At 58.7% G+C, this 26,462-nt stretch carries 20 protein-coding genes and 1 pseudogene; 9 read left to right on the top strand and 12 right to left on the bottom strand.

All coding sequences use genetic code 11. From position 1 onward, the window contains the following. Window positions 1–121: 121 nt before the first annotated feature. Window positions 122–1,783, bottom strand: coding sequence for a methyl-accepting chemotaxis protein (locus AKL25_RS21395; protein WP_050479735.1), 1,662 nt, complete (start codon window positions 1,781–1,783; stop codon window positions 122–124). A 511-nt stretch (window positions 1,784–2,294) separates the two neighbouring features. Continuing rightward, window positions 2,295–5,084, bottom strand: coding sequence for a DNA polymerase I (gene polA / locus AKL25_RS21400; protein ID WP_050479736.1), 2,790 nt, complete (start codon window positions 5,082–5,084; stop codon window positions 2,295–2,297). On the opposite strand from polA, the gene AKL25_RS21405 reads away from it, so the two are divergent. The 6 genes from AKL25_RS21405 (at window position 5,085) to AKL25_RS21430 (ending at window position 11,128) form a co-directional block, all read left to right on the top strand. Further along, complete coding sequence (locus AKL25_RS21405; protein ID WP_050479737.1) at window positions 5,085–5,831, top strand: LOG family protein; 747 nt, start codon at window positions 5,085–5,087, stop codon at window positions 5,829–5,831. A 226-nt stretch (window positions 5,832–6,057) separates the two neighbouring features. After that, a complete protein-coding gene (locus tag AKL25_RS21410) occupies window positions 6,058–7,131 on the top strand; it encodes a L,D-transpeptidase Cds6 family protein (RefSeq protein ID WP_167541924.1) in 1,074 nt (357 codons plus the stop codon). Between the two features lie 116 nt (window positions 7,132–7,247). Continuing rightward, complete coding sequence (locus tag AKL25_RS21415; RefSeq protein WP_157050724.1) at window positions 7,248–7,655, top strand: DUF2782 domain-containing protein; 408 nt, start codon at window positions 7,248–7,250, stop codon at window positions 7,653–7,655. Between the two features lie 73 nt (window positions 7,656–7,728). Then, window positions 7,729–8,685, top strand: a complete 957-nt coding sequence (locus tag AKL25_RS21420; RefSeq protein WP_050479740.1) for a homoserine kinase — start codon at window positions 7,729–7,731, stop codon at window positions 8,683–8,685. Window positions 8,686–8,687: 2 nt separating this feature from the next. Then, entirely contained in the window at window positions 8,688–9,488 is an 801-nt protein-coding gene (locus tag AKL25_RS21425; RefSeq protein WP_050479742.1) for a BPSS1780 family membrane protein, read from the top strand. Between the two features lie 77 nt (window positions 9,489–9,565). Beyond that, window positions 9,566–11,128 carry a methyl-accepting chemotaxis protein gene (locus AKL25_RS21430; RefSeq protein WP_050479743.1) on the top strand — a complete coding sequence of 521 codons (1,563 nt, stop codon included), beginning with the start codon at window positions 9,566–9,568 and terminating at the stop codon, window positions 11,126–11,128. Between the two features lie 64 nt (window positions 11,129–11,192). Here the strand turns inward: AKL25_RS21430 and xylB are convergent, their stop codons facing one another. From xylB to AKL25_RS21465, 7 genes and pseudogenes are all read right to left on the bottom strand, one after another. After that, the gene (gene xylB, locus AKL25_RS21435; protein ID WP_050479744.1) at window positions 11,193–12,683 is read right to left on the bottom strand and encodes a xylulokinase; all 1,491 of its coding nucleotides are present in this window, start codon (window positions 12,681–12,683) and stop codon (window positions 11,193–11,195) included. Between the two features lie 73 nt (window positions 12,684–12,756). Next, window positions 12,757–14,169: a D-arabinitol 4-dehydrogenase gene (gene dalD / locus AKL25_RS21440; RefSeq protein WP_050479745.1), complete on the bottom strand. Its 1,413-nt coding sequence runs from the start codon at window positions 14,167–14,169 to the stop codon at window positions 12,757–12,759. Between the two features lie 57 nt (window positions 14,170–14,226). Further along, window positions 14,227–15,339: an ABC transporter ATP-binding protein gene (locus tag AKL25_RS21445; RefSeq protein WP_050479746.1), complete on the bottom strand. Its 1,113-nt coding sequence runs from the start codon at window positions 15,337–15,339 to the stop codon at window positions 14,227–14,229. 105 nt (window positions 15,340–15,444) lie between these two features. Further along, the gene (locus tag AKL25_RS21450) at window positions 15,445–16,140 is read right to left on the bottom strand and encodes an HAD family hydrolase (RefSeq protein WP_050479747.1); all 696 of its coding nucleotides are present in this window, start codon (window positions 16,138–16,140) and stop codon (window positions 15,445–15,447) included. A gap of 11 nt (window positions 16,141–16,151) precedes the next feature. Beyond that, a pseudogene (locus AKL25_RS21455) lies at window positions 16,152–16,934 on the bottom strand (carbohydrate ABC transporter permease); the annotation flags it as partial. A gap of 29 nt (window positions 16,935–16,963) precedes the next feature. After that, complete coding sequence (locus AKL25_RS21460) at window positions 16,964–17,929, bottom strand: carbohydrate ABC transporter permease (protein ID WP_050479749.1); 966 nt, start codon at window positions 17,927–17,929, stop codon at window positions 16,964–16,966. Between the two features lie 113 nt (window positions 17,930–18,042). Next, entirely contained in the window at window positions 18,043–19,332 is a 1,290-nt protein-coding gene (locus AKL25_RS21465) for an ABC transporter substrate-binding protein (RefSeq protein ID WP_240475827.1), read from the bottom strand. Between the two features lie 353 nt (window positions 19,333–19,685). On the opposite strand from AKL25_RS21465, the gene AKL25_RS21470 reads away from it, so the two are divergent. Beyond that, a complete protein-coding gene (locus AKL25_RS21470; RefSeq protein WP_050479751.1) occupies window positions 19,686–20,654 on the top strand; it encodes a sugar-binding transcriptional regulator in 969 nt (322 codons plus the stop codon). A 54-nt stretch (window positions 20,655–20,708) separates the two neighbouring features. Beyond that, on the top strand, window positions 20,709–21,611 hold the full coding sequence (locus tag AKL25_RS21475) for a carbohydrate kinase family protein (protein WP_050479752.1): 903 nt from the start codon (window positions 20,709–20,711) through the stop codon (window positions 21,609–21,611). 9 nt (window positions 21,612–21,620) lie between these two features. Here AKL25_RS21475 and AKL25_RS21480 read toward each other — a convergent pair whose 3' ends face one another. From AKL25_RS21480 to AKL25_RS23935, 3 genes are read right to left on the bottom strand one after another with little or no spacing between them, the layout of a single operon-like run. Next, complete coding sequence (locus tag AKL25_RS21480; RefSeq protein WP_167541925.1) at window positions 21,621–22,859, bottom strand: MFS transporter; 1,239 nt, start codon at window positions 22,857–22,859, stop codon at window positions 21,621–21,623. A 15-nt stretch (window positions 22,860–22,874) separates the two neighbouring features. Then, window positions 22,875–24,461 (bottom strand): carbamoyltransferase C-terminal domain-containing protein, encoded by a 1,587-nt coding sequence (locus AKL25_RS21485; protein ID WP_050479754.1) that lies wholly within the window; start codon window positions 24,459–24,461, stop codon window positions 22,875–22,877. A gap of 13 nt (window positions 24,462–24,474) precedes the next feature. Then, window positions 24,475–25,560 (bottom strand): SagB family peptide dehydrogenase, encoded by a 1,086-nt coding sequence (locus AKL25_RS23935; RefSeq protein WP_083444824.1) that lies wholly within the window; start codon window positions 25,558–25,560, stop codon window positions 24,475–24,477. Between the two features lie 682 nt (window positions 25,561–26,242). On the opposite strand from AKL25_RS23935, the gene AKL25_RS24335 reads away from it, so the two are divergent. Then, window positions 26,243–26,395, top strand: a complete 153-nt coding sequence (locus AKL25_RS24335) for a hypothetical protein (RefSeq protein WP_240475824.1) — start codon at window positions 26,243–26,245, stop codon at window positions 26,393–26,395. Window positions 26,396–26,462 lie beyond the last annotated feature (67 nt).

Genomic DNA, 26,462 nt, shown 5'->3' on the forward strand with positions numbered 1-26,462 from the left:
AGCACGGTTGATGCAAACACGGCCCGCCTGATCTTGTTTCAGGCAGGCCGTGCTACGGATACTGCTGCAGGGCATTCTACAAGAGTTGCGGAATGATTTGCACTACCTGCCCGGCTTTCCGTTATGCCGCGACTGCGTCCGGCAATTCCGGATGCATCGGCGTGATATCGATGGTGCGCGTCGCCTGGTGCTCCGGCTGCGTCATGCCGATCTGGCGGCCGTCCAGCTTGAACACGCTGACCAGTTGCGTCAGGTTGCCGGCCTGGTCCTGCAGCGATTGCGCAGCGGCGGCGGCCTGCTCCACCAGCGCGGCATTTTGCTGCGTCATGTCGTCGATCTGGATGATGGCTTCGTTGATCTGCTCGATGCCGCTGCTTTGCTCGGTATTGGCGCTGGTGATTTCGGACATTACGTCGGTGACGCGGCGGATGCTGGTGACGATGTTGGTCATCGTCACGCCGGCCTGCTCCACCAGCTTGCTGCCGGTCTCGACCCGCTCGACCGAATCGCCGATCAGGACCTTGATTTCCTTGGCGGCGCTGGCCGAACGCTGCGCCAGGCTGCGCACTTCCGACGCCACCACCGCGAAGCCACGCCCCTGCTCGCCGGCGCGCGCCGCTTCCACCGCGGCGTTCAGGGCCAGGATATTGGTCTGGAAGGCGATGCCGTCGATCACGCTGATAATGTCGACCACCTTTTGCGAGGAAGCGTTGATCGACTCCATCGTCGCCACCACCTGCGAGACGATGCTGCCGCCCTGCACGGCGACATCCGATGCCGCCACCGCCAGCTGATTGGCCTGCAAGGCGTTCTCGGCATTCTGCTTGACGGTGGAATTGAGCTGCTCCATCGACGATGCGGTTTCTTCCAGCGAACCCGCTTGCTGTTCAGTACGCGCCGACAGGTCGAGATTGCCGCGGGCGATTTCGGTCGAGGCTGTGCTGATGGTTTCGGAGCCGGTGCGCACTTGCGCGACGATCGCGGCGAGCTTGTCGCGCATGACGCTCATGGCGGCGAGCAAGCTTTCCTGGTCGCCCTTTTTGGTATCGATGTGCACGGCGAGGTCGCCGTCAGCGATCTGGCCGGCGATGCTGACCGCATAGTCCGGCTCGCCGCCCAGCTTCCTCAGCAGATTGCGCGTGATCCATACCGCTGCCAGCAGCGCCGTGATGATGCCGACTGCGCTAGTGATCAGCATCAGCCAGCGTGCCGCGTCATAGGCGATGGTGCTGTCGCGTGCGGCGTCCACGTTTTGCCGTTCTTCGATTGTGCTCAGCGCCGTCAATTCGGCCTGCCATTTCTTTTGCACCGGCAAATAGTCTTCTTTGAGAAATTGCGCCAGTTCATAGGCTTCGCGCTTGAGGCCGAGATCCACGGCCTGATCGATCAGCTTGTGCGCGGCATCGGCCTGCGCCTTGATTTTGGGCAGTGCGGCTTTTTCCTCCGGCTGGGTGCCGGTTTCGCTATCGAACATCTTGCGCAGTTTTTGCTCGGCCGCCAGGTATTTCTGCGTCTGCGCCTTGATATACGCCGCTTCCTTCTCGATGTCGTCGGCGCCGCCCTGCAGCATCAGATTGCGCAGCGAGATCGAGCGCTCCTGCACCGTCTCGGCCATCTCGCTGACCAGCTTGGACTCCGGATTATTGACGGTGACCACTTCCAGAAACCGTCGCTGCATCTGGTCCATGTTGTACAGACCGAACACCGTTACCAGAATCAGCAACAGCACCACCCACGCAAACCCCAACCCCAGTCGCGTTCCCACCTTCATCCCTGCAACCATGACGCCTCCTCGTTCTTCTGCCTGATCCGATGATCCCGAGAAGCCCCTGCGCCCTGAAACCGGCAATACGAATACGTCGACCTGCTTTGCTTTGTTTTCCGTCGACGTACCGCCAACTTCACTGCGCAACAGCTTCGTGTCTCTTGTGTGCTTATTTAATTTGTTTCCGGTCCCCCACCGTCATCGGGCGATGACGATGATGCAACTTTGATCGTTACTTCTTTTTTATTATGTTTACGTCAAGTACGGCGAATTTACTGCCACAGCATATTCTGCACCAAGCAGAACATGCGCGCAGGAATGTTAACGCAGGGCAAGCGATGAGGGAAGCGTAGCGCTACATCCGAAAAACCCGTGGCGAAGCGCAGCGAGCAGAGAAAAGTACAGAACGCTTAACAGGGCGGTGAAGCGTAGCGAGCGAGCCGCGATTTGGCCGAGGAGCGCAGACGTACTGGAGTACGTCGAGCACCGCAGGCCAAAGCCCGGCTCGCGCAGTAGCTTCACAGCCCTGTTAATGGGCTTCGTCCCAGTTTTTGCCGGCCCCCAGTTCGGCCAGCAAAGGCACCTTCAGGTCTGCAACATTTTTCATCAGTTCAGGTAATTTTTCACGCACGATTGCCAACTCGTCATCCGGCACTTCCATCACCAGTTCATCGTGCACCTGCATGATCAGTTTCGACTTCATGCCGTCGCGCTCCAGCCAGCCCTGCACGGCGATCATTGCCAGTTTGATCAGATCGGCGGCGGTGCCCTGCATGGGCGCATTGATCGCCGCGCGCTCGGCGCCCTGGCGGCGCGGGCCGTTGGGCGAATTGATTTCCGGCAGCCACAGGCGGCGACCGAAGACGGTTTCCACATAGCCTTGCGACTTGGCTTCGAGGCGCGTGTTGTCCATGTACTGCTTGACGCCGGAGAAGCGCTGGAAATACTTCTCGATATACATCTGCGCGGCGGCGCGTTCGATGCCCAGGTTGCCGGCCAGGCCGAAGGCGCTCATGCCGTAGATCAGGCCGAAGTTGATGACCTTGGCATAGCGGCGCTGCTCGCTGGTGACGTCGCCCAGGCCGACGCCGAAAATTTCCGCGGCGGTGGCGCGGTGAATGTCTTCGCCGTCGGCGAAGGCATTGAGCATGTTCGCGTCTTCGGAGATGTGCGCCATGATGCGCAACTCGATCTGCGAATAGTCGGCGGAGACGATGGTGCTGCCCGGCGGCGCGATGAAGGCTTCGCGGATGCGGCGGCCTTCCGCGGTGCGGATCGGAATGTTTTGCAGGTTGGGATCGTTGGACGCCAGACGGCCGGTGACCGCCACCGCCTGCGCGTAATTGGTGTGCACGCGGCCGGTGGTCGGATCGACCATCTTGGGCAGCTTGTCGGTGTAGGTCGACTTCAGCTTGGACAGGCCGCGATAGTCGAGCAGGATCTTCGGCAGCGGATAATCTTCCGCCAGCTTTTGCAGGACTTCTTCGTCGGTTGAGGGCGTGCCGGACGGCGTCTTCTTCACCACCGGAAGCTGCAATTTCTCGAACAGGATTTCGCCGAGCTGTTTAGGTGAATTCAGGTTGAACGGCTGGCCCGCCAGTTCGTAGGCTTGCTGTTCGATTTCCAGCATGCGCTTGCCGAGCTCGTTCGATTGCGTCGCCAGGATGGCGGCATCGATCAGCACACCGTTGCGTTCGATCTTTTGCAGCACGACCGAAGTCGGCACTTCGATCTTTTCGTAGATGGTGCGCAGCTTGGCGTCGTTTTCAATCTGCGGCCACATGGCCTGATGCAGGGCCAGCGTGACGTCGGCGTCTTCTGCCGCGTATTCGGTGGCGCGGCCGATCTCGACCTGATCGAAGGTGATTTGCGACGCGCCCTTGCCGCATACGTCGGTATAACTGATCGTGGTGCGGTTGAGATGGCGCAGCGCGAGGCTGTCCATGTCGTGCGTGCGGTGCGACTCGAAGACGTAGGATTCCAGCAGCGTGTCGTGCACGATGCCGCGCAATTGCACACCCTGGTTGGCGAAGATGTGGCTGTCGTATTTCAGGTTCTGTCCGAGCTTGGGCTTGCTCTCGTCTTCCAGCCATGGCTTGAGCTTGTTCAGCACCAGCTCGCGCGGCAGTTGCGCCGGCATGTCCTGGTAGTTGTGCGCGACCGGAATGTAGGCGGCGCGCCCCGCTTCGCAGCACAGCGAGATGCCGACCAGTTGCGCCTGCATGGGAACCAGCGAAGTGGTTTCGGTGTCCACCGCCGTGAGCGCGGCGGCGTTGATTTTTTCCAGCCACGCGTCGAGTTGCGCTTCGGTCAGCACGGTTTCGTATTCTTTGACAATGGCGGCGCTGGCGTCGAACAAGCCGCCTTGCGCGGTCGCCGATGCTGACGATGCCGAAGCTGCCGGCGCATCGCTGTCGGTGTTCGTGGCGGCGGCCGTCTTTGCATTGCCGGTATCTGCTGCGCTGTCGAGTTCGCGCAGCCAGGTGCGGAAGTTGTAGCGCGTGTAGATCTCACGCAGGGCGGCGTTGTCGTTGGCTTGCACGGTGAGCGAATCGAGGATGGTGCCCATGTGCGCCGACAGATCGCAGTCGGTTTTGATGGTCACCAGCACGCGCGCCTGCGGCAGCCACGGCAAGGCCTTGCGCAGGTTCTCGCCGACCACGCCGGTGATCTTTTCCGCATTGGCGATGACGCCGTCGAGCGAGTCGTATTGGGTGAGCCATTTGACGGCGGTCTTGGGACCGCATTTTTCAACGCCGGGGACGTTGTCGACGGTATCGCCGATCAGGCTGAGGTAATCGACGATGCGTTCCGGCGGCACGCCGAATTTGCCGATGACGCCGGCGCGGTCCATGGTTTCGTTGCTCATGGTGTTGACCAGCGTGACGTGATCGTTGACCAGTTGCGCCATGTCCTTGTCGCCGGTGGAGACGATGGTCTTGAGTCCCACTTCCGCGGCGCGCACGCCCAGCGTGCCGATCACGTCGTCGGCCTCGATGCCTTCGACCATCAGGATAGGCCAGCCCAAGGCGCGCACGGCGGCGTGAATAGGCTCTATTTGCAACGCCAGATCCTCGGGCATCGATTTGCGTGTAGCCTTGTACTCGGTGTACAAGTCGTCACGGAAAGTTTTTCCCTTGGCGTCGAATATACAAGCGATGTAACTTGCAGGATAATCATTACGCAGTCGGCGCAACATATTGATGATGCCGTACAACGCACCGGTCGGCGCGCCTTCCGCGTTACGCATATCCGGCAAGGCATGAAATGCACGATAGAGGTAACTGGAACCATCAACTAACAACAAGGTTTTTTGCATATGGAACTTAGAGGAAAAAATGTACCGCGACTGCGGGAAGTGGATGACATCGAGCGCGCCACCGCCAAGAAGGCGCGCGAGTCATGGCATGTACTCACGATTATGGCAGAATTTATCGAGTCGACCGAACGTCTGTCGGAGCTGCGACCTGCCGTTTCCATCTTCGGTTCTGCACGTACGAAACCGGACGATCCGCATTATGCCTTGTGCGTCGATATCGCGCGACGCCTTTCCGACGCTGGCTTTGCGGTCATCTCGGGCGGCGGCCCCGGCATCATGGAAGCGGCCAACAAAGGCGCCTTCGACGGCGCCTCGCCATCGGTCGGCCTGAACATCGAACTGCCGCACGAACAGCACGGCAACGGCTGGCAGGATATCTCTTTGTCGTTCCGTCATTTCTTCGCGCGCAAGGTCGCCTTCGTCAAATATGCCGATGCCTACGTGGTGTTGCCGGGCGGTTTCGGCACGCTGGACGAGCTGACCGAAGCGCTGACCCTGATGCAGACCGGCAAATCGCGCCTGATGCCGGTGATCCTGGTCGGCAGCAAATTCTGGAGCGGCCTGATGGAATGGATCAAGACGCAGTTGATCGACGACGGCATGATCTCGCCCAAGGATCTCGATTTGCTGCAAGTCATCGATGATCCTGCGGAAGTGGTCATCGCGATCCAGAAATTCTATGAAGCACGCCAAAAACCGCCGGGCGCCGACAGCGACAGCGAACAGCAAACCGGCATGTATCTGTAGGCAAGTCCGTGTAAGCAAGTCCGGCAGCGTGTCGAACACGCCGGCCCGCAACGATGATGTTGCGGGCTTTTTTTATGGGATTTCAGTATTTTTTCTATATACACGAAGAAATTTTCCCATAATCGGCAAGGCGTTGAACAAAAATGCACCGCGTCCATCGAAGCAGCTTCATCAATGGGCCTGCGCGCAGGCAGCGCCTCCTCACCAATTGCCGGACGGACTGTACATGACCACAAGATACCGCCTGTGCCGCTTGTTTTCGTTTGCCGTTGCGCTCGCCTTTGCGTTTGTCATTATTGTCCTTATGCAGACCATGGCCCAGGCGCAATCGAATGCGGCCCACGCCGGCGCGCTTTCGCCGGCGGCGGTGCAAGTCGCCGATGCCGCCGCAAGCGGCAACGCCGACGCCCAATACGCGCTGGCGCAGATGTACAGCAGCGGCAACGGCGTCCCCAAGGACCAGCCTGCCTCAATGCTGTGGCTGCAAAAAGCGGCAAACCAGGGCCACGCCAACGCGCAGTACAGCCTCGGCACAACCTATCTGATGGGCGACGGCGTACCGAAGGACGCCGCAGCGGCGCTGGCATGGCTGGGCAAATCCGCGCAACAGGGCAACGCCCTGGCGCAAACCAACCTCGGTGCGATGTACCTCAACGGCGACGGCGTGGCGCAGGATTTCCGCCTGGCGCTGTCGTGGCTGGAAAAAGCTGCGGCACAAGGCCAGCCGCTGGCGCAATACAGTCTCGGCAAGATGTACCAGAAAGGCTATGGCGTACGCACTGACGAAAACACGGCGGCGCAATGGTATGCGCGCGCTGCCGCGCAAAACCACACACCTGCCGTACAGGCGCTGGCGCAACTGAAGCGACCGCTGCCCGCCGTGCCTGCAGTCGCGGTCGCAAAGAGCGACGCCGTCGCACCGCCGCAAGAACAGGCCGCCGTGCTCGCTGCCGTACAGGCCTGGGCCGCCGACTGGAGCAACAAGGATGTCGACGCCTACCTTGGCCATTACGCCGGAGATTTCCGCCCGCCCAACGGCGAAAGCCGCAGCAGCTGGGCGGCCCAACGCCGTGCGCGCATCGACGGGCGCAAGCGCATCGCCGTCACGGTCGTCGCACCGCAGATCGAGCTGGCCGGCGATACGGCGACGGTCACATTCACGCAGCAATACCTTGCCGACAACTTCGCGGAGACCAGCCGGAAAACGCTGCTGCTGGCGCGCCGCGGCAACGCCTGGAAGATCTTGCAGGAAACCGTCGGCAAAGCCGCGCCGGCGGACCGGGGACAAAAAAATCGTTGAGGATAGTCAACCCGCCCCCATATGTATGATGACCCGCTTTCTCGAGGATGCGGGTTCGTGCTGATTGGTTTGTTACAATGAGCCCATCTCATCCCTGTCCAGATTGCGAGTTCATCATGATTACCCGAAGCCGGTCCGCCGCGTCGCTTTGCTTCTCCCTGCTGATGTTGTCTTCCCTGGTCCACGCCCAGGCGGTGTCGGACAAGCCTGCGCCTCCGCCACCCGAGCTGCAGACGCTGGATGAAGGCGAGCCGCCGGCCGTGACCATCAGGAAGCCGGGCGACGGCCAGGGCAGCGGCAACAAGATCGAAGAACGCCGCGATCACGGACAGACCAAGGAGATCAAGGTCCAGTCGGGTCCCAGCACCTATTACCTGAAACCGAAAGAACAACTCGGCAGCTCCACCCCCGGCGATGCGCAAAGCGGCCCGCCGACCAGCGCCCAATGGAAGATCAAGGAATTCGACTGGGGCGGCAAGAAGAAGCCGAAAGACGGCGAGTCTTCCGACAGTTCCGACAAGTAATCCATTCGCCCGGGCGGCGGCGTGAGCACACGACAGCGCCCGGGTTTCTCATCGTTCTTCATCATTTCCGCACATGGCAGTTTTTACTCCGGTCAGCCTGGATGACCTCTCCGGCTGGATCCCCCAGTTTTCTCTCGGCAAAGCGCTCGCCATCAAAGGCATTTCGTCCGGTATTGAGAACAGCAATTTCTTCATCACGACCGAAAACGGCGAATATGTACTCACGCTGTTTGAAAAACTGAGTTTCGAGCAACTGCCGTTTTACCTTGAACTGATGCGCCACCTGGCGCAGCGCGAGGTGCTGGTGCCGGCGCCGATTCCCAACCAGGACGGCAGCATCATCAACGCGCTCAACGGCAAACCCGCAGCGATCGTCACCAAGCTCGAAGGCGCCTATCAGCCGCAGCCGCAGCCCGTGCATTGCGCCGAAGTCGGCGCCATGCTGGCCAGGATGCATCTGGCGGCGCAAGACTTCACCATCCGCCAGCCCAATCTGCGCGGCTTGCCGTGGTGGCGCGAGACGGCGCCGGTCGTGTTGCCGTATCTGAATGAAGAAACGCAAAACCTGTTGCGCGCGGAAATGCAGTTTCAGGAAGACTTCGCCGCCTCCGACATCTACGCGCAATTGCCGAACGGCCCGGTACATGCCGATCTGTTCCGCGACAATGCGATGTTTGTCGGCACGCGCCTGACCGGTTTCTTCGATTTCTACTTTGCCGGCTGCGACACCTGGCTGTTCGACCTGGCCGTGACCGTCAACGACTGGTGCATAGATCTGCCGACCGGCGAACTCGATCTGCCGCGCGTGCAAGCCATGCTCGACGCTTACCATGCCGTACGGCCATTCACGCCGGCCGAGCGGCAAGCCTGGAACGCCAGCCTGCGCGCCGCCGCGCTGCGCTTCTGGCTGTCCCGGCTGTATGATTTCCATCTTCCGCGCGCCGCCGAAATGCTGACGCCGCACGATCCTGTGCACTTCGAACGTATCCTGAGATTGCGCGTCACGCACGCCAATCCGCCACTGAACTGATTATGGAAAAACTGCCTGCAAAAACCGGCTGGCTTTGGGTCAAGGAAGGCGTTGCGCTGTTTCGCAAGCAACCTGCCGAAGTATCGACGCTGTTCCTGAGCTACATGTTCCTGATGCTGGCGCTGGGCATCGTGCCGGTCATCGGCCAGTTGCTGCCGCTGATCCTGGTGCCGGTATTCGCCATGTCCTTCATGCAGGCCTGCCGGCAGATCGAAGAAGGCAAGCGCGTGTACCCGAACCTGTTGCTGATCGGCTTCCGCTCGCCCGCGCTGCGCACCCTGCTGACGCTGGGCGTACTGTATCTGCTCGCCGCCTTCGGTGCGGTGGCGGTATCGGCGCTGGTCGACGGCGGCGCGTTCTGGAAGGCCATGACCGGCACCGGCGGTCTCAATCCCAAGGATATCGAAGGCAGCAACATCAGCCTGGCGATGGTGCTGGCCGCCGTCGTGTATATCCCTGCGGCAATGGCGTTCTGGTTTGCCGCACCGCTGATCACCTGGCAAAACATGCCGCTGGGCAAGGCCTTGTTTTACAGCTTCTTCGCCGTGCGCCGCGCCGGCAAAGCCTTTCTGCTGTACGGACTGGCGTGGCTGGTGCTCGGCATCCTGCTACCGGCGGCCGTCAGCACCATCGTTGCATTGCTGATCAACAACGTGACGATCATCGTATTTATTTTGCTGCCATTGTCGATAATATTGACCGTGGTCATGTATTGCTCTTTTTACCCGACTTACACTGCAATCTTTGGCAGGCCGCAGCGCGACGAAACATCCGTTCCTGAAGACAAGGACAGCGCCAGGTAACCTGTTTGCAAGGAAGAAAACATTTCTTTCTTGCAAACAAACTGCCTATAACAACGCTTCTGTCACGGGGAAAAAAGATGCGGATGAACCTGCCTGTCACCAATGTCGAGTATCCATTACAAGACGGCAAATCCATTGTTTCGAAAACGGATCTGAAGGGCAACATTACTTACGTCAACCCCTACTTCATCGAAGTCAGCGGGTTCCACGAAGAAGAACTGATGGGTGCGCCGCAAAACATCGTACGCCATCCGGACATGCCGGCACAGGCCTTCGCCGACATGTGGAAGACCGTCAAAAAGGGCATCCCCTGGACCGGCCTGGTCAAGAATCGCCGCAAGAGCGGCGACCACTACTGGGTGCTCGCCAACATCACCCCGGTGCGCGAAAAAGGCCAGGTCATCGGCTACATGTCGGTGCGCACCAAGCCATCGCGCCAGGATATTACCTCTGCTGAAAAACTCTACGCCGATATCCGCAAAGGCAAGGCCAAGGGCATCGCCATCGAGCAAGGCAATGTGGTCAGGACCGGCGTGAAGGGCTGGATCGCCAAACTCGGCAAGATCCAGCTCAACACGCGCATCAACCTCTCGATGATCACCATGCTGGCGTTGCAGCTGGTTGCCGCCGGCGTGAGCTTCTTCACCGATCACAGCAGGCTCAACACCGGCATCTGCGTCGCCACCATCCTGCTCACACTGTATATCTGGTACGCCTTGCACAGCGCGCTGGTGCGCCCGATCAACGCCGCGCTGAAGGCCACTTACGCCATCACCGGCGGCGACCTGTCGAACAACATCGAATCCGGCCGCCACGACGAAATCGGTCGCCTGCTGCGCGCACTGCGCCAGATGAACATCAATCTCACCGCCATCATCGGCGACGTCCGATCCAACGTGGAGTCGATCAACGGCGCCACCCGCGAAATCGCCAGCGGCAATATGGATTTGTCGCACCGGACCGAAGCGCAAGCCTCGAATCTGGAAGAAACCGCATCCAGCATGGAGCAGCTGGCGGCCACCGTGCGCCAGAACGCCGACAGCGCCTTGCAAGCCAATCAGCTGGCGGCATCGGCCTCGTCGATCGCGGTCAAGGGCGGCGACGTGGTGGCCAAGACCGGCAACACCATGAGCGAAATCAGCGAGTCGTCGAAGAAGATCGTCGACATCATCAGCCTGATCGACAGCATCGCGTTCCAGACCAACATCCTGGCGTTGAATGCCGCAGTGGAAGCTGCGCGCGCCGGCGAACAGGGCAAGGGCTTTGCGGTGGTTGCCTCGGAAGTGCGCAGCCTGGCGCAACGCTCCGCAGGCGCCGCCAAAGAGATCAAGACGCTGATCGAAGATTCTGTGGAAAAGGTCGACATCGGCAATCGCCTGGTGGACGACGCGCGCAGCACCATGACGGAAATCGTCGACTCGGTCAAACGCGTCACCGGCATCATGAACGAGATCACCGTCGCCACCCAGCAGCAAAGCGCGGGCATCACGCAAGTACATCAGGCCGTGACCGACATGGACGAAAGCACGCAGCAAAATGCCGCGCTGGTGGAACAAGCCGCCGCTGCCGCCGGCAGCCTGGAAGAACAGACCGGCCGGCTGTTGCAGGCGATTGCCGTGTTCAAGTTCCAGCACAGATAAGCGCTGCGACCGGCAACGGAAAAAGACGGACTCAAAGAAAACGGCAGCTTCAGGCTGCCGTTTTTTATGGTTCTTCGCCTTCCCCGGAAGGCAATGCCGGCCAGGGCCGGTAGATATCCCGATAGCGTTGCAAGCGCGGCATCAAGGCATCATGCCGCTCCTTGCGCGGCGCAAAACTGTCCTGCTGTTGCGGCTTGCGGCAAACCACTTCTTCCGCGCCGCCATCGGCCAGCCACGCCAGGCGCGCCGCGCCCAGGGCGCCGCCCGCTTCGCTGCCGACGTGCGTGACGATGCGGACATTGAGCGCATCGCTCAACAGCTGCGCCCAATACGCACTGCGCGCGCCGCCGCCGACCAGCGACAGTTGCTGCACGCCGGTGCCGGCGGCGCGCAAGGCGTCCAGCCCATCCACCATGCCGAAACTCACTCCCTCCAGCACGGCGTACGCGAGCGCCGCGCGCTGATGCTCGTGCGACAGGCCATGGAAAGTCCCGAGCGCATAGGGGTCGTTGTGCGGCGTGCGCTCGCCCGACAAGTACGGCAGGAACAGGGGCGCGTTGGCCAAGGCTTCGTCGTCCAGCAAGGCCACTTCTTCCAGCAAGGTCTTTTCATCGACGCTGCACAGCCGGCAAAACCAGCGCAGGCAACTCGCCGCCGACAGCATCACGCTCATCTGGTGCCAGCGTTGCGGCAAGGTGTGGCAAAACGCGTGAATCGCGCGCGCCGGATTGGGACGGAATTTGTCGTTGACCACGAACAGCACGCCCGAGGTGCCGAGCGAGAGAAAACCGTCGCCCGGATTGACCGCGCCGATGCCCACCGCGCTCGCCGCGCCATCGCCGGCGCCGCCGGCCACCCTGACCTCGGGCGACAAGCCCCATGCCTGCGCCAATGCCGGCAACAGGAAACCCGCTGCCCGGCTGCCGTCGACCAGCGCCGGCATCTGTCCGCGATGCATGCCGCCGGCGGCGAGCAAGGCATCCGACCAGTCGCGTCGCGCCACATCGAGCCAAAGCGTGCCGGCAGCGTCGGACGGGTCGGAAATCTTTTGCCCCGTCATCTGCAGGCGCAGCCAATCCTTGGGCAACAACACACATTCCACCCGGGCAAACAGTTGCGGCTCATGCCGCGCCACCCACAGCAGCTTGGGCGCGGTAAATCCCGGCATCGCCAGATTGCCCGCCACTTCATGCAAATCGCCGGATTCATTCCAGCGCCGCGTCAGCTCGGCGCATTCTTCGGTGCTGCGCGAATCGCTCCACAAGATCGCCGGCCGCAACACCTGATCGCGCGCATCCAGCAACACCGCGCCGTGCATCTGGCCCGACAGGCCGATTGCCCGGATCTGCATGAATTGTTCCGGCCCGATCTGCGCGCGCAGCTTGGCAACGGTGTCGCAGGTCGCCTGCCACCATTGCTGCGGATCCTGCTCCGACCAGCGCGGGTGCGGACGCGACACCGTCAGCGGTGTGCCGGCCAGCGCCAGCAGCTTGCCGCCGGCGCCGATCACGACCGCCTTGACTTCCGACGTACCAAGGTCTATCCCCAGATACATGGTGCTCCTCGTTGTATTCTCATTTGTCCTTGTTCGCCTGCGGTCTCCATCCGCCGATGCGGCGTACAGGCATTTATGCGGACATTTTAGTCGAAGCCGCCAGCCAGGCATCGATATCGGCCACCGCTTCGCGCAGCAGGCGTTCCAGCGACGAGGAACCTGCCAGCTCGCCCCACAGCAGCGGGTCGGCGCAATAGGCGCGCAACGGATCGGCAGCGTCCAGCATGGCGCGTGTCGCCGCAGGATCGAACACGCCGTCCTGATATTCGTAGCTCAGCGCGCCCTGCTTCCAGCGCTGCAAAAAGACGAAGAACAAGGCCGGCAATTGCGCCGTCGCACGCGGCTGATGCCCGCGCGCCAGGCTGTCGCTGATGGTCGGCCGGATAAAACCGGGAATCTTGGAAAAGCCATCCGCCGCCACGCGCTGGTTGGTGTCCTGAATCGCCGGATTGCCGAAACGCGCCAGCGTGGTGTCGCGATAGGCTTCCAGATCCAGCGGGCTCGGCGTCAGGCTGGGAATCACATCTTGCGTGACGTAATCCCAGGCCATGCGATGAATGTCTTCGTGCGCCGTGCCTTCGTGGATGTAGTTAAGGCCGATCAATGTGCCGGCCCAGGCGATGCAGCTGTGGCTGGCGTTGAGGATGCGGATCTTCGCTTCCTCGTACGGCAAGACCGAAGCGACCATTTCCACGCCGACCTTTTCCAGCGCCGGACGGCCAGCCTTGAAATCATCCTCGATCACCCATTGAATGAAAGACTCCGCCATCAGTGCGCAGGGGTCGTCGACGCCGGTCGCTTCCTTGACGCGCTGGCGCACGGCATCGGTCGGACGCGGCGTGATGCGGTCGACCATGGAGTTGGGACTGGTGACGTTATTGCGCACCCATTCCAGCAAATCCTGATGGCCGCGCAAGGCCAGGAATTGCTGCAAGCCGCCGAGGAAACGTTCGCCGTTGTGCCGCAGGTTGTCGCAGTTGAGCAGCGTCACGCCGCCGGCGTTGCCGTCATGGCGCGCCTGCAGGATGGCCGTGATGGCGCCGTAGATGGTGCGGCGCTCGCCATCGATGTCCGCCGCCAGATCGGGTTGATGGATGTCCAGCCGATGTTCGTGGTCGAGGTAATAGCCGCCTTCGGTCACGGTGAAGGAGATCACGCGCGTACGCGGCTCGGCGCCGGTTTTGACGAGACTCTTCAGTTGCGCATCCCAGGGCACGATGTCGCGGATGGCGCGGATGGTTTCATAGGCGCGCTGCCCCTGCGGCGTCACCGTCTCCAGCGTGTAGCGGCCTTCGCTCTGCTGTAAAGCCTGCAATAGCGGCGCCATATCGGGGCGGATATTGGCCAGCGCCAGTTGCCAGCGGCGGTCTTCGTCGTTGCCGCGTTCGCGCAGATGGTGCAGGTAGACTGCCTGGTGCGCGCGGTGAAACGATCCGGCGCCGATGTGCAGCCAGATCAGGTCGTTTTTTGAATCGCGATTGCTCATGTTGTCCTCTGTTGCTTTGTTGCCTGTTCCATATATCGTGATCTCTGCGCCGCGGCGTCAATGCACCGCCGCCGGACGTTCTGCAAGCCGCGGCACGGCGCTGCCGTCCTGGCGGAACAAGTGACAGCGATGGGCATCCGCGCTGACGCCGATCACGCTGCCGGCGGCAAGCTTCAGGCTGTCCGGCACGCGCAGGATCAGGGACTCTTCCGCAGCATCGCTGGCGGCATACAGATAAGAGAAATCGCCCAGCAATTCCAGCGCGGTGAAGTGCGCCTGCAACATCGGCTGGTCGTCGACGATGCGCAGATGTTCCGGACGGACGCCCAGCGTGACCTTGTCGCCGACCTTCAGCGTCCCTGCCTCGACCGCCGCAAGCTGACGCCCGCCGCCGGTCAGATGCAATAACGCGCCCTCTTCGCTCAACGACGCCACCGCGCCGTCGATGAAATTCATCTTCGGCGAGCCGATGAAACCGGCCACGAAGCGATTGGCGGGATGGTGATACAGCTGCTGCGGCGTGCCGACCTGCTCGATGCGCCCGGCCGACAGCACCACAATCTTGTCCGCCAATGTCATCGCTTCGATCTGGTCGTGCGTGACGTAAATCATGGTGGTCTTGAGATCGTCGTGCAACTTGGAAAACTCCAGACGCATCTTCACGCGCAAGGCGGCATCGAGATTCGACAGCGGCTCATCGAACAGGAATACGCTCGGCTGGCGCGTGATCGCACGGCCGATGGCGACGCGCTGGCGCTGGCCCCCGGACAAGGCGCGCGGCTTGCGGTCGAGCAGATGGTCGATGTGCAGGATCTTGGCGGCGTGCTGCACGGCGCTGTCGATCTCGCCCTTGGATTTGCCGGCGATCTTGAGGCCGAAAGCCATGTTGTCGTACAGCGTCATGTGCGGATACAAGGCATAAGACTGGAACACCATGGCGATGCCGCGCTTGGCGGCCGGCACATCGTTCATGCGGCGCTCGCCGATGCTGAGGTCGCCGGCGCTGATGTCTTCCAGGCCGGCAATCATGCGCAGCAAGGTCGACTTGCCGCAACCGGACGGGCCGACGAAGACGACGAATTCACCGTCGTCGATATCGAGGTTGATGTCGCGCATGACCTCGTTGTCGTCGTAGCGCTTGGCTAGGTTGCGGATAGTGACTGCGGCCATGGGAATCTCCTTGTTTCTCTGTGTCTCAATGATTTCGTCGCAGCGATTGCCGGTGATGGCGACGGCGACGATGTTCTGTATGGATACTGCTTGTTCGTCCGATTTTCAGGCGACATCTTCCGCCAGCAAGGCGGCGATCAGCCCCGGCAATGCGCCCATGTCGTCGAACACCAGCTCGGCGCCGGCCGCGAGCAATTTCTGCTGCATGCCGTCCTTGTCGTGCGCCACGCCGGTGAAACCCAGCACCCGCATGCCGGCGGCGCTGGCGGCGCGCACGCCGGTGACGCTGTCGTCCACCGCGACGCACTGCTGCGGCGCGATCCGGTATCCCTCCGCTGCCGCCAGATAGACATGCGGCGCCGGCTTGGGCCGCCCGACGTCGTGGGCGCTGTGGATATGACCCTCAAACATGTCCAGCAAACCGCAGCGGCGCAGACCTTGCACGATACGGTCGCTGCTGCTGTTGCTGGCGACGGCCTTGGGCAGAGCGATCTGCTGCAAGGCTTCGGCGATGCCCGGCACCAGTTGCACTTCGTCGCCGCAGGCGATGCCGACGGCGGTATTGATGTCGGCATACTGCGCAGCGTTGAGGCCGAAGCCGAACTCCAGGTCCAGCTCGTCGAGCAGCAGCTCGGTGAACATGCCGAGCCGGGAAGCAATGGCGTGATGCAGCTTGTCGCCGTCGGCAGCGTCCTTCAGCAGCGGCAGGAGATGTTCATGCAGCACGCGCAGCGCAATGCTTTCGCTGTCGAGCAGCACGCCGTCGCAGTCGCACACCAGATGGGTAATTTTTACGCTCATGTGTTCTTTCATCACTTCACGGCGCCGAAGGTCAGGCCGCGCACCAGTTGCTTCTGCGCCAGCCAGCCGAGCGCCATGATGGGCGCGATCGCCAGCAGCGACGCGGCCGACAGCTTGGCCCAGAACAAACCTTCCGGATTGGAATACGAGGCAATGAACACCGTCAGCGGCGCGGCGTCGACGCTGGTCAGGTTGAGGCTCCAGAAGGCCTCGTTCCACGACAGGATGATCAGCAGCAAGGCCGTCGAGGCCAGGCCGGGCATGGCGGTCGGCAGCAGCAGGTACAGCATCTCCTGCCAGGCGTTGGCGCCGTCGATGCGGGCCGCTTCGAGGATCTCTTTCGGCACGTCGTTGAAATAGGTGAACGCCATCCAGACCGCGATCGGCAAGTTGATCAGCGTGTAGATCAAGGTCAGCCCGGTCACCGAATCCAGCATGCCGCTGTTCTTGGCCAGCAGATAGATCGGCACCAGCACGCCGACGGCCGGCATCATCTTGGTCGACAGCATCCACAGCAGCAGCTTCTGCGTGCGGCCGGTCGGGAAGAAGGCCATCGAATACGCGGCCGGCACGGCAATCAACAGCGCCAGCAAGGTCGAGCCCAGCGACACGATCATGGAATTCTTGACGAAGGACAGGTAGTTGCTACGCTCGAACACTTCACGGAAGGTATCGAGCGTGGGCATGAAGATCAGGCTCGGCATGTAGGCCTGATGCTCGTTCTTGAACGCCGTAATCGCCACCCAGAAGATCGGGAAGAACAGGACGATGGCGCAGGTCCATGCCAGCAGGCCGACCCAGAGCGGACTCTTTTTTGTGTCATTCATTTTTCGTTCGCTCCTTTGAGATTCTTCGCCAGCATGCGCACCAGGAAGAACGACACGATGTTGGCCAGCACCACCGCGAAGATGCCGCCGGCCGAGGCGATACCGATGTCGAATTGCTGCAGGCCGATGGAGTACACGAGGTAAGTCAGGTTGGTGGTCTCGGTGCCGGGACCGCCCGCGGTAGTGGTGAAGATTTCGGCAAACACCGACAGCAGGAAAATGGTCTCGATCATGATGACCACGGTGATCGCGCGCTTGAGATGCGGCAGTACGATGTAGAAGAAGATGCGGATCGGTCCGGCGCCGTCCAGCTGCGCGGCTTCCTTCTGGTCGCCGTCGAGCGACTGCAGCGCGGTCAGCAGGATCAGGAAGGCGAACGGTATCCATTGCCACGACACGATGATGATCACCGACAGCATCGGATAATCGGCCAGCCAGTCGATCGGCTCCATGCCGAGGTGGCGCATGACGAAGGCCAGCATGCCGTAGACCGGATGCATGATCATGTTTTTCCAGATCAGCGCGGCCACCGTCGGCATCACGAAGAACGGCCCGATCACCAGCAGCCGCGCAATGCCGCGGCCGCGGAACGGCTGGTCGAACAGCACCGCCAGCAAGGTGCCGCCGATGACGCTGATGCCAAGGACGGAACCGATCAGCAATGCGGTGTTGGCGATCGACGGCCAGAAGGCCGGATCCTCCAGCAGGAACTGATAGTTCTCCAACCCGACGAAACCGGTCTGGTCGGGCGCCATCAGGTTGTAGCGATTGAAGGAGAAGTACACCGTCATCGCCAGCGGCACGATCATCCACAGAAAGAGCAAGGCCACGGCGGGCGTTTGCAGCAGACGGACAGGCAGGAAGCGTTCGGCGCCAGCGCGTTTTCCGCGGCCGGATTTCTGCGTGGTTGATGACTCGCTGGCTTCGGATGGCATGGGAGAAGTATTCGATATCGATGACATGACGGCCTCGATGCAATCAGGTTCGGGCCGGCGTCATGAAGACGATCCGGCGGAATTCGGTAAAACGATGTCATGCGCCGCCCGGCATCAGGCCGGGCGAACGCAAGTCGGCATTACTTGATGTAGCGACCTTGCTTCATCATGCGCACAGTTTGCGCCTGCGCCGTCTTCAATGCTGCATCGGCAGTGCCCTTGCCCGCCAGCGCACCGGCAATCGCCTGACCGGTGATGGTGCCGATGGACTGGAACTCCGGAATCGTGGCGAACTGGATGCCGGTATAAGGCACCGGCTTCACGGTCGGATTATTGGCGTCGGCATTCTGGATCGCATCGAGAACGAAGTCGGAGAACGGCGAGGACTTCTTGTACTCGGCTGAGGCGTAGGTCGAGCTGCGCGTACCCGGCGGCACCAGGGCCCAGCCGCTATCCTTGGCGACCAGCTTGATGTAGTCCTTGGAGGTGGCCCAGGCAGCGAACTTCTTCGCCGCATCCTGCGACTTGGACGACTTCGGCACCGCCAGCGACCAGATCCACAACCAATGCGAACCCTTGTCGGTGGTTGCCATCGGCGCCGGTGCGAAGGCGGTCTTGTCGGACACCTTGGAATCCTTGCCGTGATACAGCATGCCGGCGGCGACGGTAGCGTCTACCCACATGCCGCATTTGCCGCCCGAGAACAGCACCAGGTTTTCATTGAAACCATTGGAACTGGCGCCCGGCGGACCGTATTTGCGCATCAGGTCGACGTAGAAATTGACGGCCTGTTTCCATTCCGGCGTGTCGAGCTGCGGTTGCCATTTTTCGTCGAACCAGCGGCCGCCGTAAGCATTGACCATGGTGCCGACCAGCGCCATGTTCTCACCCCAGCCGGCGCGTCCGCGCAGGCAGATACCGTAGACGCCCTTGGCCGGATCATGCAGCTGCGAGGCCAGCTTGCCGATCTCTTCCCAGGTCGGCTTTTCCGGCATCTTCAGATTCTTTTGCGCGAACAGATCCTTGCGGTAATACGTCATCGAGCTTTCCGCATAGAACGGCAGCGCGTACAGCTTGCCGTCGGTGGTCAGGCCTTCGCGCACGGTCTTGATCAGGTCGGCTTCGTCGTAGTCGGCAGGCAAGCCGGTCATCGGCGCCAGCCAGCCCTTCTTGGCCCAGATCGGCGCTTCATACGCGCCGATGGTCATCAGGTCAAACTGGCCGCTGTTGGTGGCGATGTCGGTCGTCAGGCGCTGGCGCAGGACGCTTTCTTCCATGGTGACCCAGCGCAGCTTGATGTCGGGATTGGCTTTTTCGAACTGCGGCGACAGCTTTTGCAGTTCGATCATGTCAGGGTTGTTGATGGACGCGATGTTCAGTGTGACCGGCTCGGCGGCAGCGATGCCGGCGATGCCGACAGAACCGAACATGGCGATAGCGGCAGCAAGGCGTGTACCAACACGTGCGACGGGGGCGCGAAGTTTCATGCTTGTCTCCAATTGTGTGCGAGCTGAAGAACGTCCGGAAAGGAGCGTCTTTGCCTCGATGTAGTTATTGAGCAAAAAATCTGTTTGCGAGCAAATAATCAAACATTGGCGATCGAAAGTCAAGCATTTGCATTTTTCTTGAGCAAATATTCAATTTTGATAATAATGCGATGTCGTCATCCGGAATCACCGCAGACCACGGCGCCGGCCAACTCCGTACAATGCCGGATCGCTTGAACTGTCATCCATGGGATTGCGTGGAGGAGACGACAGCAGGCTCATAACAAGGAAAATCGATGTCATCCAGCTCATCCAAACTCGATCTGGCGGCGCGCGCCGCGTGGATGTACTACGTCGCCGGCAACACCCAGAACGAGATTGCGGAACGCCTCGGCATTTCGCGCCAGATGGCACAGCGCATGGTGGCCTACGCCGGCGCATCGAATCTGGTGAAGGTGCAGATCACGCATCCGATTTCGTCCTGCCTGGAACTGGCGCAGGGCCTGCAGCAGCGCTACGGGCTGGAAGTCTGCCGCGTGGTGCCGAGCGCTCATGCCGAAGACGGCGCCGGCGACGATACGCAAGGCACGCAGCAAATGCTCGCCGTGGCCGGCGCTGAACTGATGGAACAATATCTGCGCCAGGAAGCGCCGCTGATCGTCAACGTCGGTTCCGGCCGCACGCTCAAGGCCGCCATCGAAAAAATCAGCGAGATGGAAAGGCCCCAGCACCAGATCGTCTCGATGATCGGCGCCTTCGCCTCGGACGGCTCCGCCAATCGCTACGACGTCGCCCTGCTCGCTGCCGAAAAAATGCAAAGCCGCTTTTACCTGCTGCCAGCGCCGCGCGTGGCCGAGAGCGAAGCGGACCGCAAGCAGTGGTGCAACCACCGCGCCTATCAGATCGTCACCGGCCTGGCGCAGAAAGCCGACGTCACTTTCCTCGGCATCGGCACCATTGCCTTGCAGGGCGCGATGCATGAAGACGGTTTCATCGACGACGACGAAGTCGCGCAATTGCAGCAGCAAGGCGCAGTCGGCGAACTGATCTGCCACGCCTTCGGCGCCGACGGCAAGATGCTGCGTTCGCCGCTGGCGGCGCGCATCACCACGCCGCCGCTCAGCACACCGCCCGCCAAGCCGGTAATCGCCATGGCCGGCGGACGCAAGAAGGCTGAGGCTGTACGCGGCGCCTTGCGCGGCGGCTGGCTGACCGGCCTGGTGACGGACGAATACTGCGCACAATTTGCGCTGCAGGACGACTAGTTTTCAACGCAGTCAAAACAAGAATTTTCCAGCATCAGCATCACGGAGACATCCATGCCACACCCTATCGAATTCGTCGTCTTCGGCGAAGCCCTGACCGATTTCATCCGCCAGCCCGGCGGCGAATGGCGCGCCCTTCCCGGCGGCGCCTGCTGGAACGTCGCGCGCGTCGGCGCCCGCCTGGGCGTAGCGACCGGTTATGCGGGCAGCATCAGCAGCGACGTCTTCGGCGAAGAGTTGCGCGGGCTCACGCAAGAGGCCGGACTCGACATGCGCTACCTGCAACAGGTCGATAAATCGCCCTTGCTGGCGATGGTGACCTCGACCACGCCGCCCGATTATTTCTTCGTCGGCGACGACAGCGCCGACCTGCATTTCGATCCGAGCAAACTACCTTCCGGCTGGATGGACGACGCGCGCGTACTGCACTTCGGCTGCATCAGCCTGACGCGCGAGCCGCTGGCCTCGCGTCTGCTGGCGATTGCCGTCGAAGGCGCACAGCGCGGCAAGCGCATCGCCTTCGATCCGAACTGGCGCAAGCTGATGGATCAGCCGGACTATCACGTGCTGATGCGCAAGCTGCTGGCGCTATCGCATTACGTGAAGGTGTCGGATGAAGACCTGGAGAAATTATTCCCCGGCGATGCGCAGCCTCTGGCGACATTGAAGTCACTGGCGCCGCAAGCAGAGATTTTGTTCACGCGCGGGGCGGACGGTCTGTCGTGGATCAAGGGCGACAGCGTGATTGATCAACCGGCTTATCGGGTTGAGGTGATCGATACCGTTGGTTGCGGCGATGCCTCGATGGGGGGATGGATTGCCAGCATCTTGCGCCAGCCGGATGCGCCGGTGATTGAGCATTTGCAATGTGCTGCTGCTGCGGCGGCGTTGTCGGCGGCGCGGGCGGGGGCTTATGCGGCGACTTGGAGTGAAGTACAAGAACTAATTAGGGCGTGACATGTGACTTTATTTTTTAAGCGACTGACCAACTGATAACTCATGTTTCTGAATCCTTGGAAAGATCATGACAGTCCAGCATAGTATCCAAGCCACAATAGTTGTCATGAGAAACGGCGTGGTCCGAGAATAATTGGTAATTAGCCAAGCACCTATACTAGGGGCGAGAACAATAGTTGACATTTGAAGACTTCGTACAGAAGTACTTATACGTCCCAGCAGTGCAGGCGGACAAAGGTTTTGCGTATTAACGCTACTCCCTATAACAAATATTTCGTACCCTAAACCGTTAAAAAACCAAAGGAAAACTAACACTCGAAATCCCGGCAGTTCTGGCGCCAGATTGAACAGAATGCTTGCGCCTGAAAGTGAGAATGTGAAGACGGCAATACCTATCCGCATCAAAGTAACAGGCTCCGGCTCATTGAATACGAAACGAATCAAAGCTGCGCCGGTTACGGCACCAGCTCCGGTGGCCGATATGATCATAGAGAAAACGGCAGCATCAAACCCTTTTGAGTCAAGAAAGGTTGCCAGATGAGGATCATAAATAGCCAATCCAAATGACAGGCCAATACTCAAAGCAATACTGACCAGGAGATTTCGAGGCAGAGTTTTGATAGATCCAAATCCCAAAAAAAGATCCTGCAACAAGCCGTTAACTGATCGCATACGCATTGGTTGTGAAGGTTGCAAGCGCCCACCAACGCGGGGGATCATCATCACACAAACCAGTGTAAGGAGAGCCGATATGAGAAACACCAACTGCCCATTCATCATCAATGCGAGGAATCCGGCGACCAGTGGCGTACCGATTTTGGCAAGCTGATCCAATGCGCTTTGACTACTAAAGTACTTTACTCGACGTGCTTCGGATATAACTTGGTTGGTTACGATTGCGCTTGCCGGCCAATAAAGTAAATTGGCTAAACCTTTCAGCACTACCAAACCTGCAAAAACCTGGAGTCCTGGCGCAAACGCTATCAGCACGGTAAATAACGTGCGAGACAGCGCCCCTACTACCATCATCTTGCGCGGATTGACGCGATCCAACAACGCCCCCATCAGTGGCCCGATGAATAAGCTGGGGAGGCCGAAACATGACGCCAAAAAAGCGATCTCGGCAGGGCTTGATCTCCATACGAATGACGGCACGGTGAAGATCAAAAATATATCGATCCATTGTGCGAGTCCGGCCAATGTCTGAACAGTCAGAAGACATCTCTCACTTTTCTCAGAGACCTCCAAGTCGCTTTTCCGCACCTATAGTCCCCCGCCTCGTAAGAAGAACCGATTTTCAAAAATAAAACCGTCGAGTTCGTGCTGCAGTGCAAACTTGTATAAATCACTTAGGCGGTTCAGGAAACCTCCCCCATTGAAATTAAGCGACGTGTTGCACAAGACAGCAAGGCCCGAAATGTCACGAAACCGCATCAATAATTGATAAAGATCTGGGTTCTGATCAGATGATACCGATTGCGGTCTGGCTGAGAGATCTACGTGGGTAGTGGCAGGAATTCCACCCATAATGACCTTCCTGAATTCAAGCATGTACGGACTCGCGTTTCCTGGAGAAAAATAATCGGCCATATCGTCCTCCATACACACGGGAGCGATCGGACGAAATTTCTCGCGTCGTTTAATTTGATTTAGGCGTAGCAAGGTCTCCTGTAATCTAGGAGAGGCCAAAATTGATCTGGCACCGAGGGCTCTGGGTCCCATTTCATATCGACCTTTCATCCATCCCAAGACACGATCATTTTTTAAAACTCCTGCTACTGCTCGAGCATCATATGGGTGCTCCTCGAATCCTGGACACGAATCTATATCTGCCACAGGTAGCTCTCCTGAATATACGGACCACTTTACCTTTGCCGTACCTGTCTTATGAAACATGGCGTCTATCGCTGTTCCGATAGCCGAACCACTATCGTTGGCGCATGGGGGTATGAAAACATTGCTGAATATTCCGCTATCAATCCATCTTGAATTCCATTCGCAATTCAAGCCACATCCACCAGAGATCAAAAGTGGATAACTCTCCCGAACTACTGAGCGAGCCACAGACTGAAATATTTCATATAAGCGGTCTGAAAGTAATTTCGCAACTTCGATAAAATCGGGATTGGTCACTCCACAGTTATAGAATTTGCTAAGCACAAAGTCTTCTTTACACAAATTCACCCCCCTAATGTGGGCGTCAAGAATTCGATCAACGACTTCTGCCCCGTCTTTACAAACGTGTTTTCCAGTTGCGTAACTTGTAATCGCCATCAGCTTACCGGCATCGCTGAGCCGAATGGCCCCTCGTCCCATTTTGAATGTGGGGTCTGCTAGAGCGTAGAGAAAAGCGTAGCGAACACCCGGATCAACTAGTGCCTCGGACAGTTTTGTAATCGTGACTTCTTCGTTTACAAAATAAAATGCCCCGATATGCCCCTCCCAAACCAAGACATAGCAGGGATCTCCCTGTTTGAACGGCGACAGACCATATGCACACATAATATGGGACCGCTCATGACTTGAAGTGAACGAACTAACTGTTCGCCCAAGAAATTTCAAGGGAACCTCCAATCCGGGGGCAAGTCCACAGTAGCCCGCTGCAATCGGCTCCCCAGCCGGATCTAAACCCGTGCTCCAGCCACCTAATGCAATCACATCTGGGATGCCATCGCAGGCAGACATTGCCTTCATGAAAGTCGCGGAATCGATTTCGGCATATCTGGTCCCATTGTCTTTTTCGCTCTCAAAAGAGAACCTCAGTTCGCCGTTAGATACGTAGGCAATAGCGCCGTCGTGACCAGGCTTAATGGCGAGAACGCTAAAATCGTCTACTAGTGTTTTAACCATTCTGAGTTTCCTTTTATTTCTTCAAAAGTTCTCGATCCTGTCGCGACAATGAGCTGCCGGTGCCGTGCCCAGCACCAACAACTATCATTGGATGCTCAATTTCTGGCGCACACGCTATCAACGCTGCCAGCTCTTTATCGTGGAAATAACCTGTGAGCCATGGGTAGAGTCCTAACGCCGTAATACATAAATTCAACGTTTGAGACAAATGACCAATTTCCATCAACATAGGGCGATAGGCTCGAGAGTGGGGGTATTTCCACCACATCTTATCGAAACGACAAGTCATTACTACTGCGAACGCCATGTCATTAGCCCAATGCTGGTTACATAGGTACGTTCCAATAGGGTGCTCTGTGGACCCAGCATTGATGGTTTCAATCTGGTGCCGCATGGATAAGTAGTGATAAATGCCTGGAGCTAGTCCGGCTACATTGATGGCCCATAGATATGGTTCTGTACTTTGCAACCCACCCGCTACAGGAGATGTCCGCCGAAAGCCGTATGTATTGACGCCCTCTGGTATCGTAGGATCAGATGATTTTTGATCGCCAAATGTAGCGAACAGTAAATTAGAGACCTCCTCCAGCAATACACTCGACCCATCAAAATCGCGGCAGGTACGGCGTTGTACAAGAGTGCTCCACAGAGAGGCTGTTGTTAATTCGCTCATATCAGGTGGCGGTAGCTGTATGACTTTTCCACCTTTGAGTACTTCAACTACAGGTTCGGTGAATGCCAATGATTTGCAAAAATCAATGTAGCTTTGTGAATATTTCAAAGCTAACTCATCAACATCACCTATCTCTGGTGGTGAGGGGTGACACGTTCCGAAATGAAAAATGTGAGAGAGCCAGTCCCAACCCCATTTGGGTTCGACATTCTGATCGATAAGTACACCTGCCTCTTGAATTGCGCGATCAATTGATGTTGGAGCTGGCACCGATCCATTGGAAAACTCAATTAGTCTTTTCAAATGCTCTAGCTCAATTTCAAATTGGCTATGTGCCCTGTAATCCCAGAAGATTAATCTCCCCTTATGGATTTTCAGAAAATGACAATGATCGAGCCAACGCATGTTATCCGTCTCGTTTGACATTGCGCCTCCTACTCAGGCGAAGCGGACAACATTGGTCATCCGCTTCGTATTGACTTACGGTCTACACTTATTTTTGAGGGTTATACCAACCACTTCTGTATGCATCGTTGGATTGGCACTTCAGGACTGGCTCAATAATAATTTTCTTCATTTTTGCCTCTCGGAAAGTTAAAAAATATTAATTATTCATAAATATTCGCCACAAAAAATTACCATGTAGCAATTATCAATTTAGCACTTAATTATTTTTTTGCCAGCATTTTAATTTCTTTTTAGCAATATACTGAGTACTGCCAAGCGTCGAAAAGTGATTCATTTTGTTAGGACCTGTTATCAATTAATTTGCGAATGTGAACGCGCGGCAGACGTTGACGGAACTAGGTCAGCGACGCGACATAGCGCCTTCCCCATAGAGCCACAACAACAGCAGACAAGCCTTCTGGCGGGAACTCACCTCGCAAATTAATTGTTGTCGCAAATTACTGCGAAAACTTGATGTCCGATGGATATCGAAAATTTTTCTGTCCCTAATTCACAATCAGTGGTGACGCCAATAGTCCCGGTACCGTAGGTTCGGATTCTGCTCATACGCGACGCTACCGACACTTAGTGAATCAAATGGCAAATGCTATTGATCGACCAACTTATCGGGTTGAAGTGATTGATACCGTTGGTTGCAGCGATGGGAGGATGGATTGCCAGCATCTTGCGCCAGCCGGATGCGCCGGTGATTGAGCATCTGCAATGTGCTGCTGCGGCGGCTGCGTTGTCGGCGGCGCGGGCGGGGGCTTATGCGGTGACTTGGGATGAGGTGCAGGGGCTGGTTAATCGCTGAGCGCGATGGCTTGTTTTTGTTTTCAACCAGCTATTAGGTAACTGATATTGTTCTTTCTTCGATCAAG

It is taken from the genome of Herbaspirillum rhizosphaerae (assembly GCF_001189965.1).
Taxonomy (GTDB): Bacteria; Pseudomonadota; Gammaproteobacteria; order Burkholderiales; family Burkholderiaceae_D; genus Herbaspirillum; species Herbaspirillum rhizosphaerae.

Bases quoted from the DNA above. Each gene is read 5' to 3' on its own strand.
- AKL25_RS21395 (WP_050479735.1), bottom strand. From the start codon at position 1,783: ATGGTTGCAGGGATGAAGGTGGGAACGCGACTGGGGTTGGGGTTTGCG.
- polA (WP_050479736.1), bottom strand. From the start codon at position 5,084: ATGCAAAAAACCTTGTTGTTAGTTGATGGTTCCAGTTACCTCTATCGT.
- AKL25_RS21405 (WP_050479737.1), top strand. From the start codon at position 5,085: ATGGAACTTAGAGGAAAAAATGTACCGCGACTGCGGGAAGTGGATGAC.
- AKL25_RS21410 (WP_167541924.1), top strand. From the start codon at position 6,058: ATGACCACAAGATACCGCCTGTGCCGCTTGTTTTCGTTTGCCGTTGCG.
- AKL25_RS21415 (WP_157050724.1), top strand. From the start codon at position 7,248: ATGATTACCCGAAGCCGGTCCGCCGCGTCGCTTTGCTTCTCCCTGCTG.
- AKL25_RS21420 (WP_050479740.1), top strand. From the start codon at position 7,729: ATGGCAGTTTTTACTCCGGTCAGCCTGGATGACCTCTCCGGCTGGATC.
- AKL25_RS21425 (WP_050479742.1), top strand. From the start codon at position 8,688: ATGGAAAAACTGCCTGCAAAAACCGGCTGGCTTTGGGTCAAGGAAGGC.
- AKL25_RS21430 (WP_050479743.1), top strand. From the start codon at position 9,566: ATGCGGATGAACCTGCCTGTCACCAATGTCGAGTATCCATTACAAGAC.
- xylB (WP_050479744.1), bottom strand. From the start codon at position 12,683: ATGTATCTGGGGATAGACCTTGGTACGTCGGAAGTCAAGGCGGTCGTG.
- dalD (WP_050479745.1), bottom strand. From the start codon at position 14,169: ATGAGCAATCGCGATTCAAAAAACGACCTGATCTGGCTGCACATCGGC.
- AKL25_RS21445 (WP_050479746.1), bottom strand. From the start codon at position 15,339: ATGGCCGCAGTCACTATCCGCAACCTAGCCAAGCGCTACGACGACAAC.
- AKL25_RS21450 (WP_050479747.1), bottom strand. From the start codon at position 16,140: ATGAGCGTAAAAATTACCCATCTGGTGTGCGACTGCGACGGCGTGCTG.
- AKL25_RS21460 (WP_050479749.1), bottom strand. From the start codon at position 17,929: ATGTCATCGATATCGAATACTTCTCCCATGCCATCCGAAGCCAGCGAG.
- AKL25_RS21465 (WP_240475827.1), bottom strand. From the start codon at position 19,332: ATGTTCGGTTCTGTCGGCATCGCCGGCATCGCTGCCGCCGAGCCGGTC.
- AKL25_RS21470 (WP_050479751.1), top strand. From the start codon at position 19,686: ATGTCATCCAGCTCATCCAAACTCGATCTGGCGGCGCGCGCCGCGTGG.
- AKL25_RS21475 (WP_050479752.1), top strand. From the start codon at position 20,709: ATGCCACACCCTATCGAATTCGTCGTCTTCGGCGAAGCCCTGACCGAT.
- AKL25_RS21485 (WP_050479754.1), bottom strand. From the start codon at position 24,461: ATGGTTAAAACACTAGTAGACGATTTTAGCGTTCTCGCCATTAAGCCT.
- AKL25_RS23935 (WP_083444824.1), bottom strand. From the start codon at position 25,560: ATGTCAAACGAGACGGATAACATGCGTTGGCTCGATCATTGTCATTTT.
- AKL25_RS24335 (WP_240475824.1), top strand. From the start codon at position 26,243: ATGGGAGGATGGATTGCCAGCATCTTGCGCCAGCCGGATGCGCCGGTG.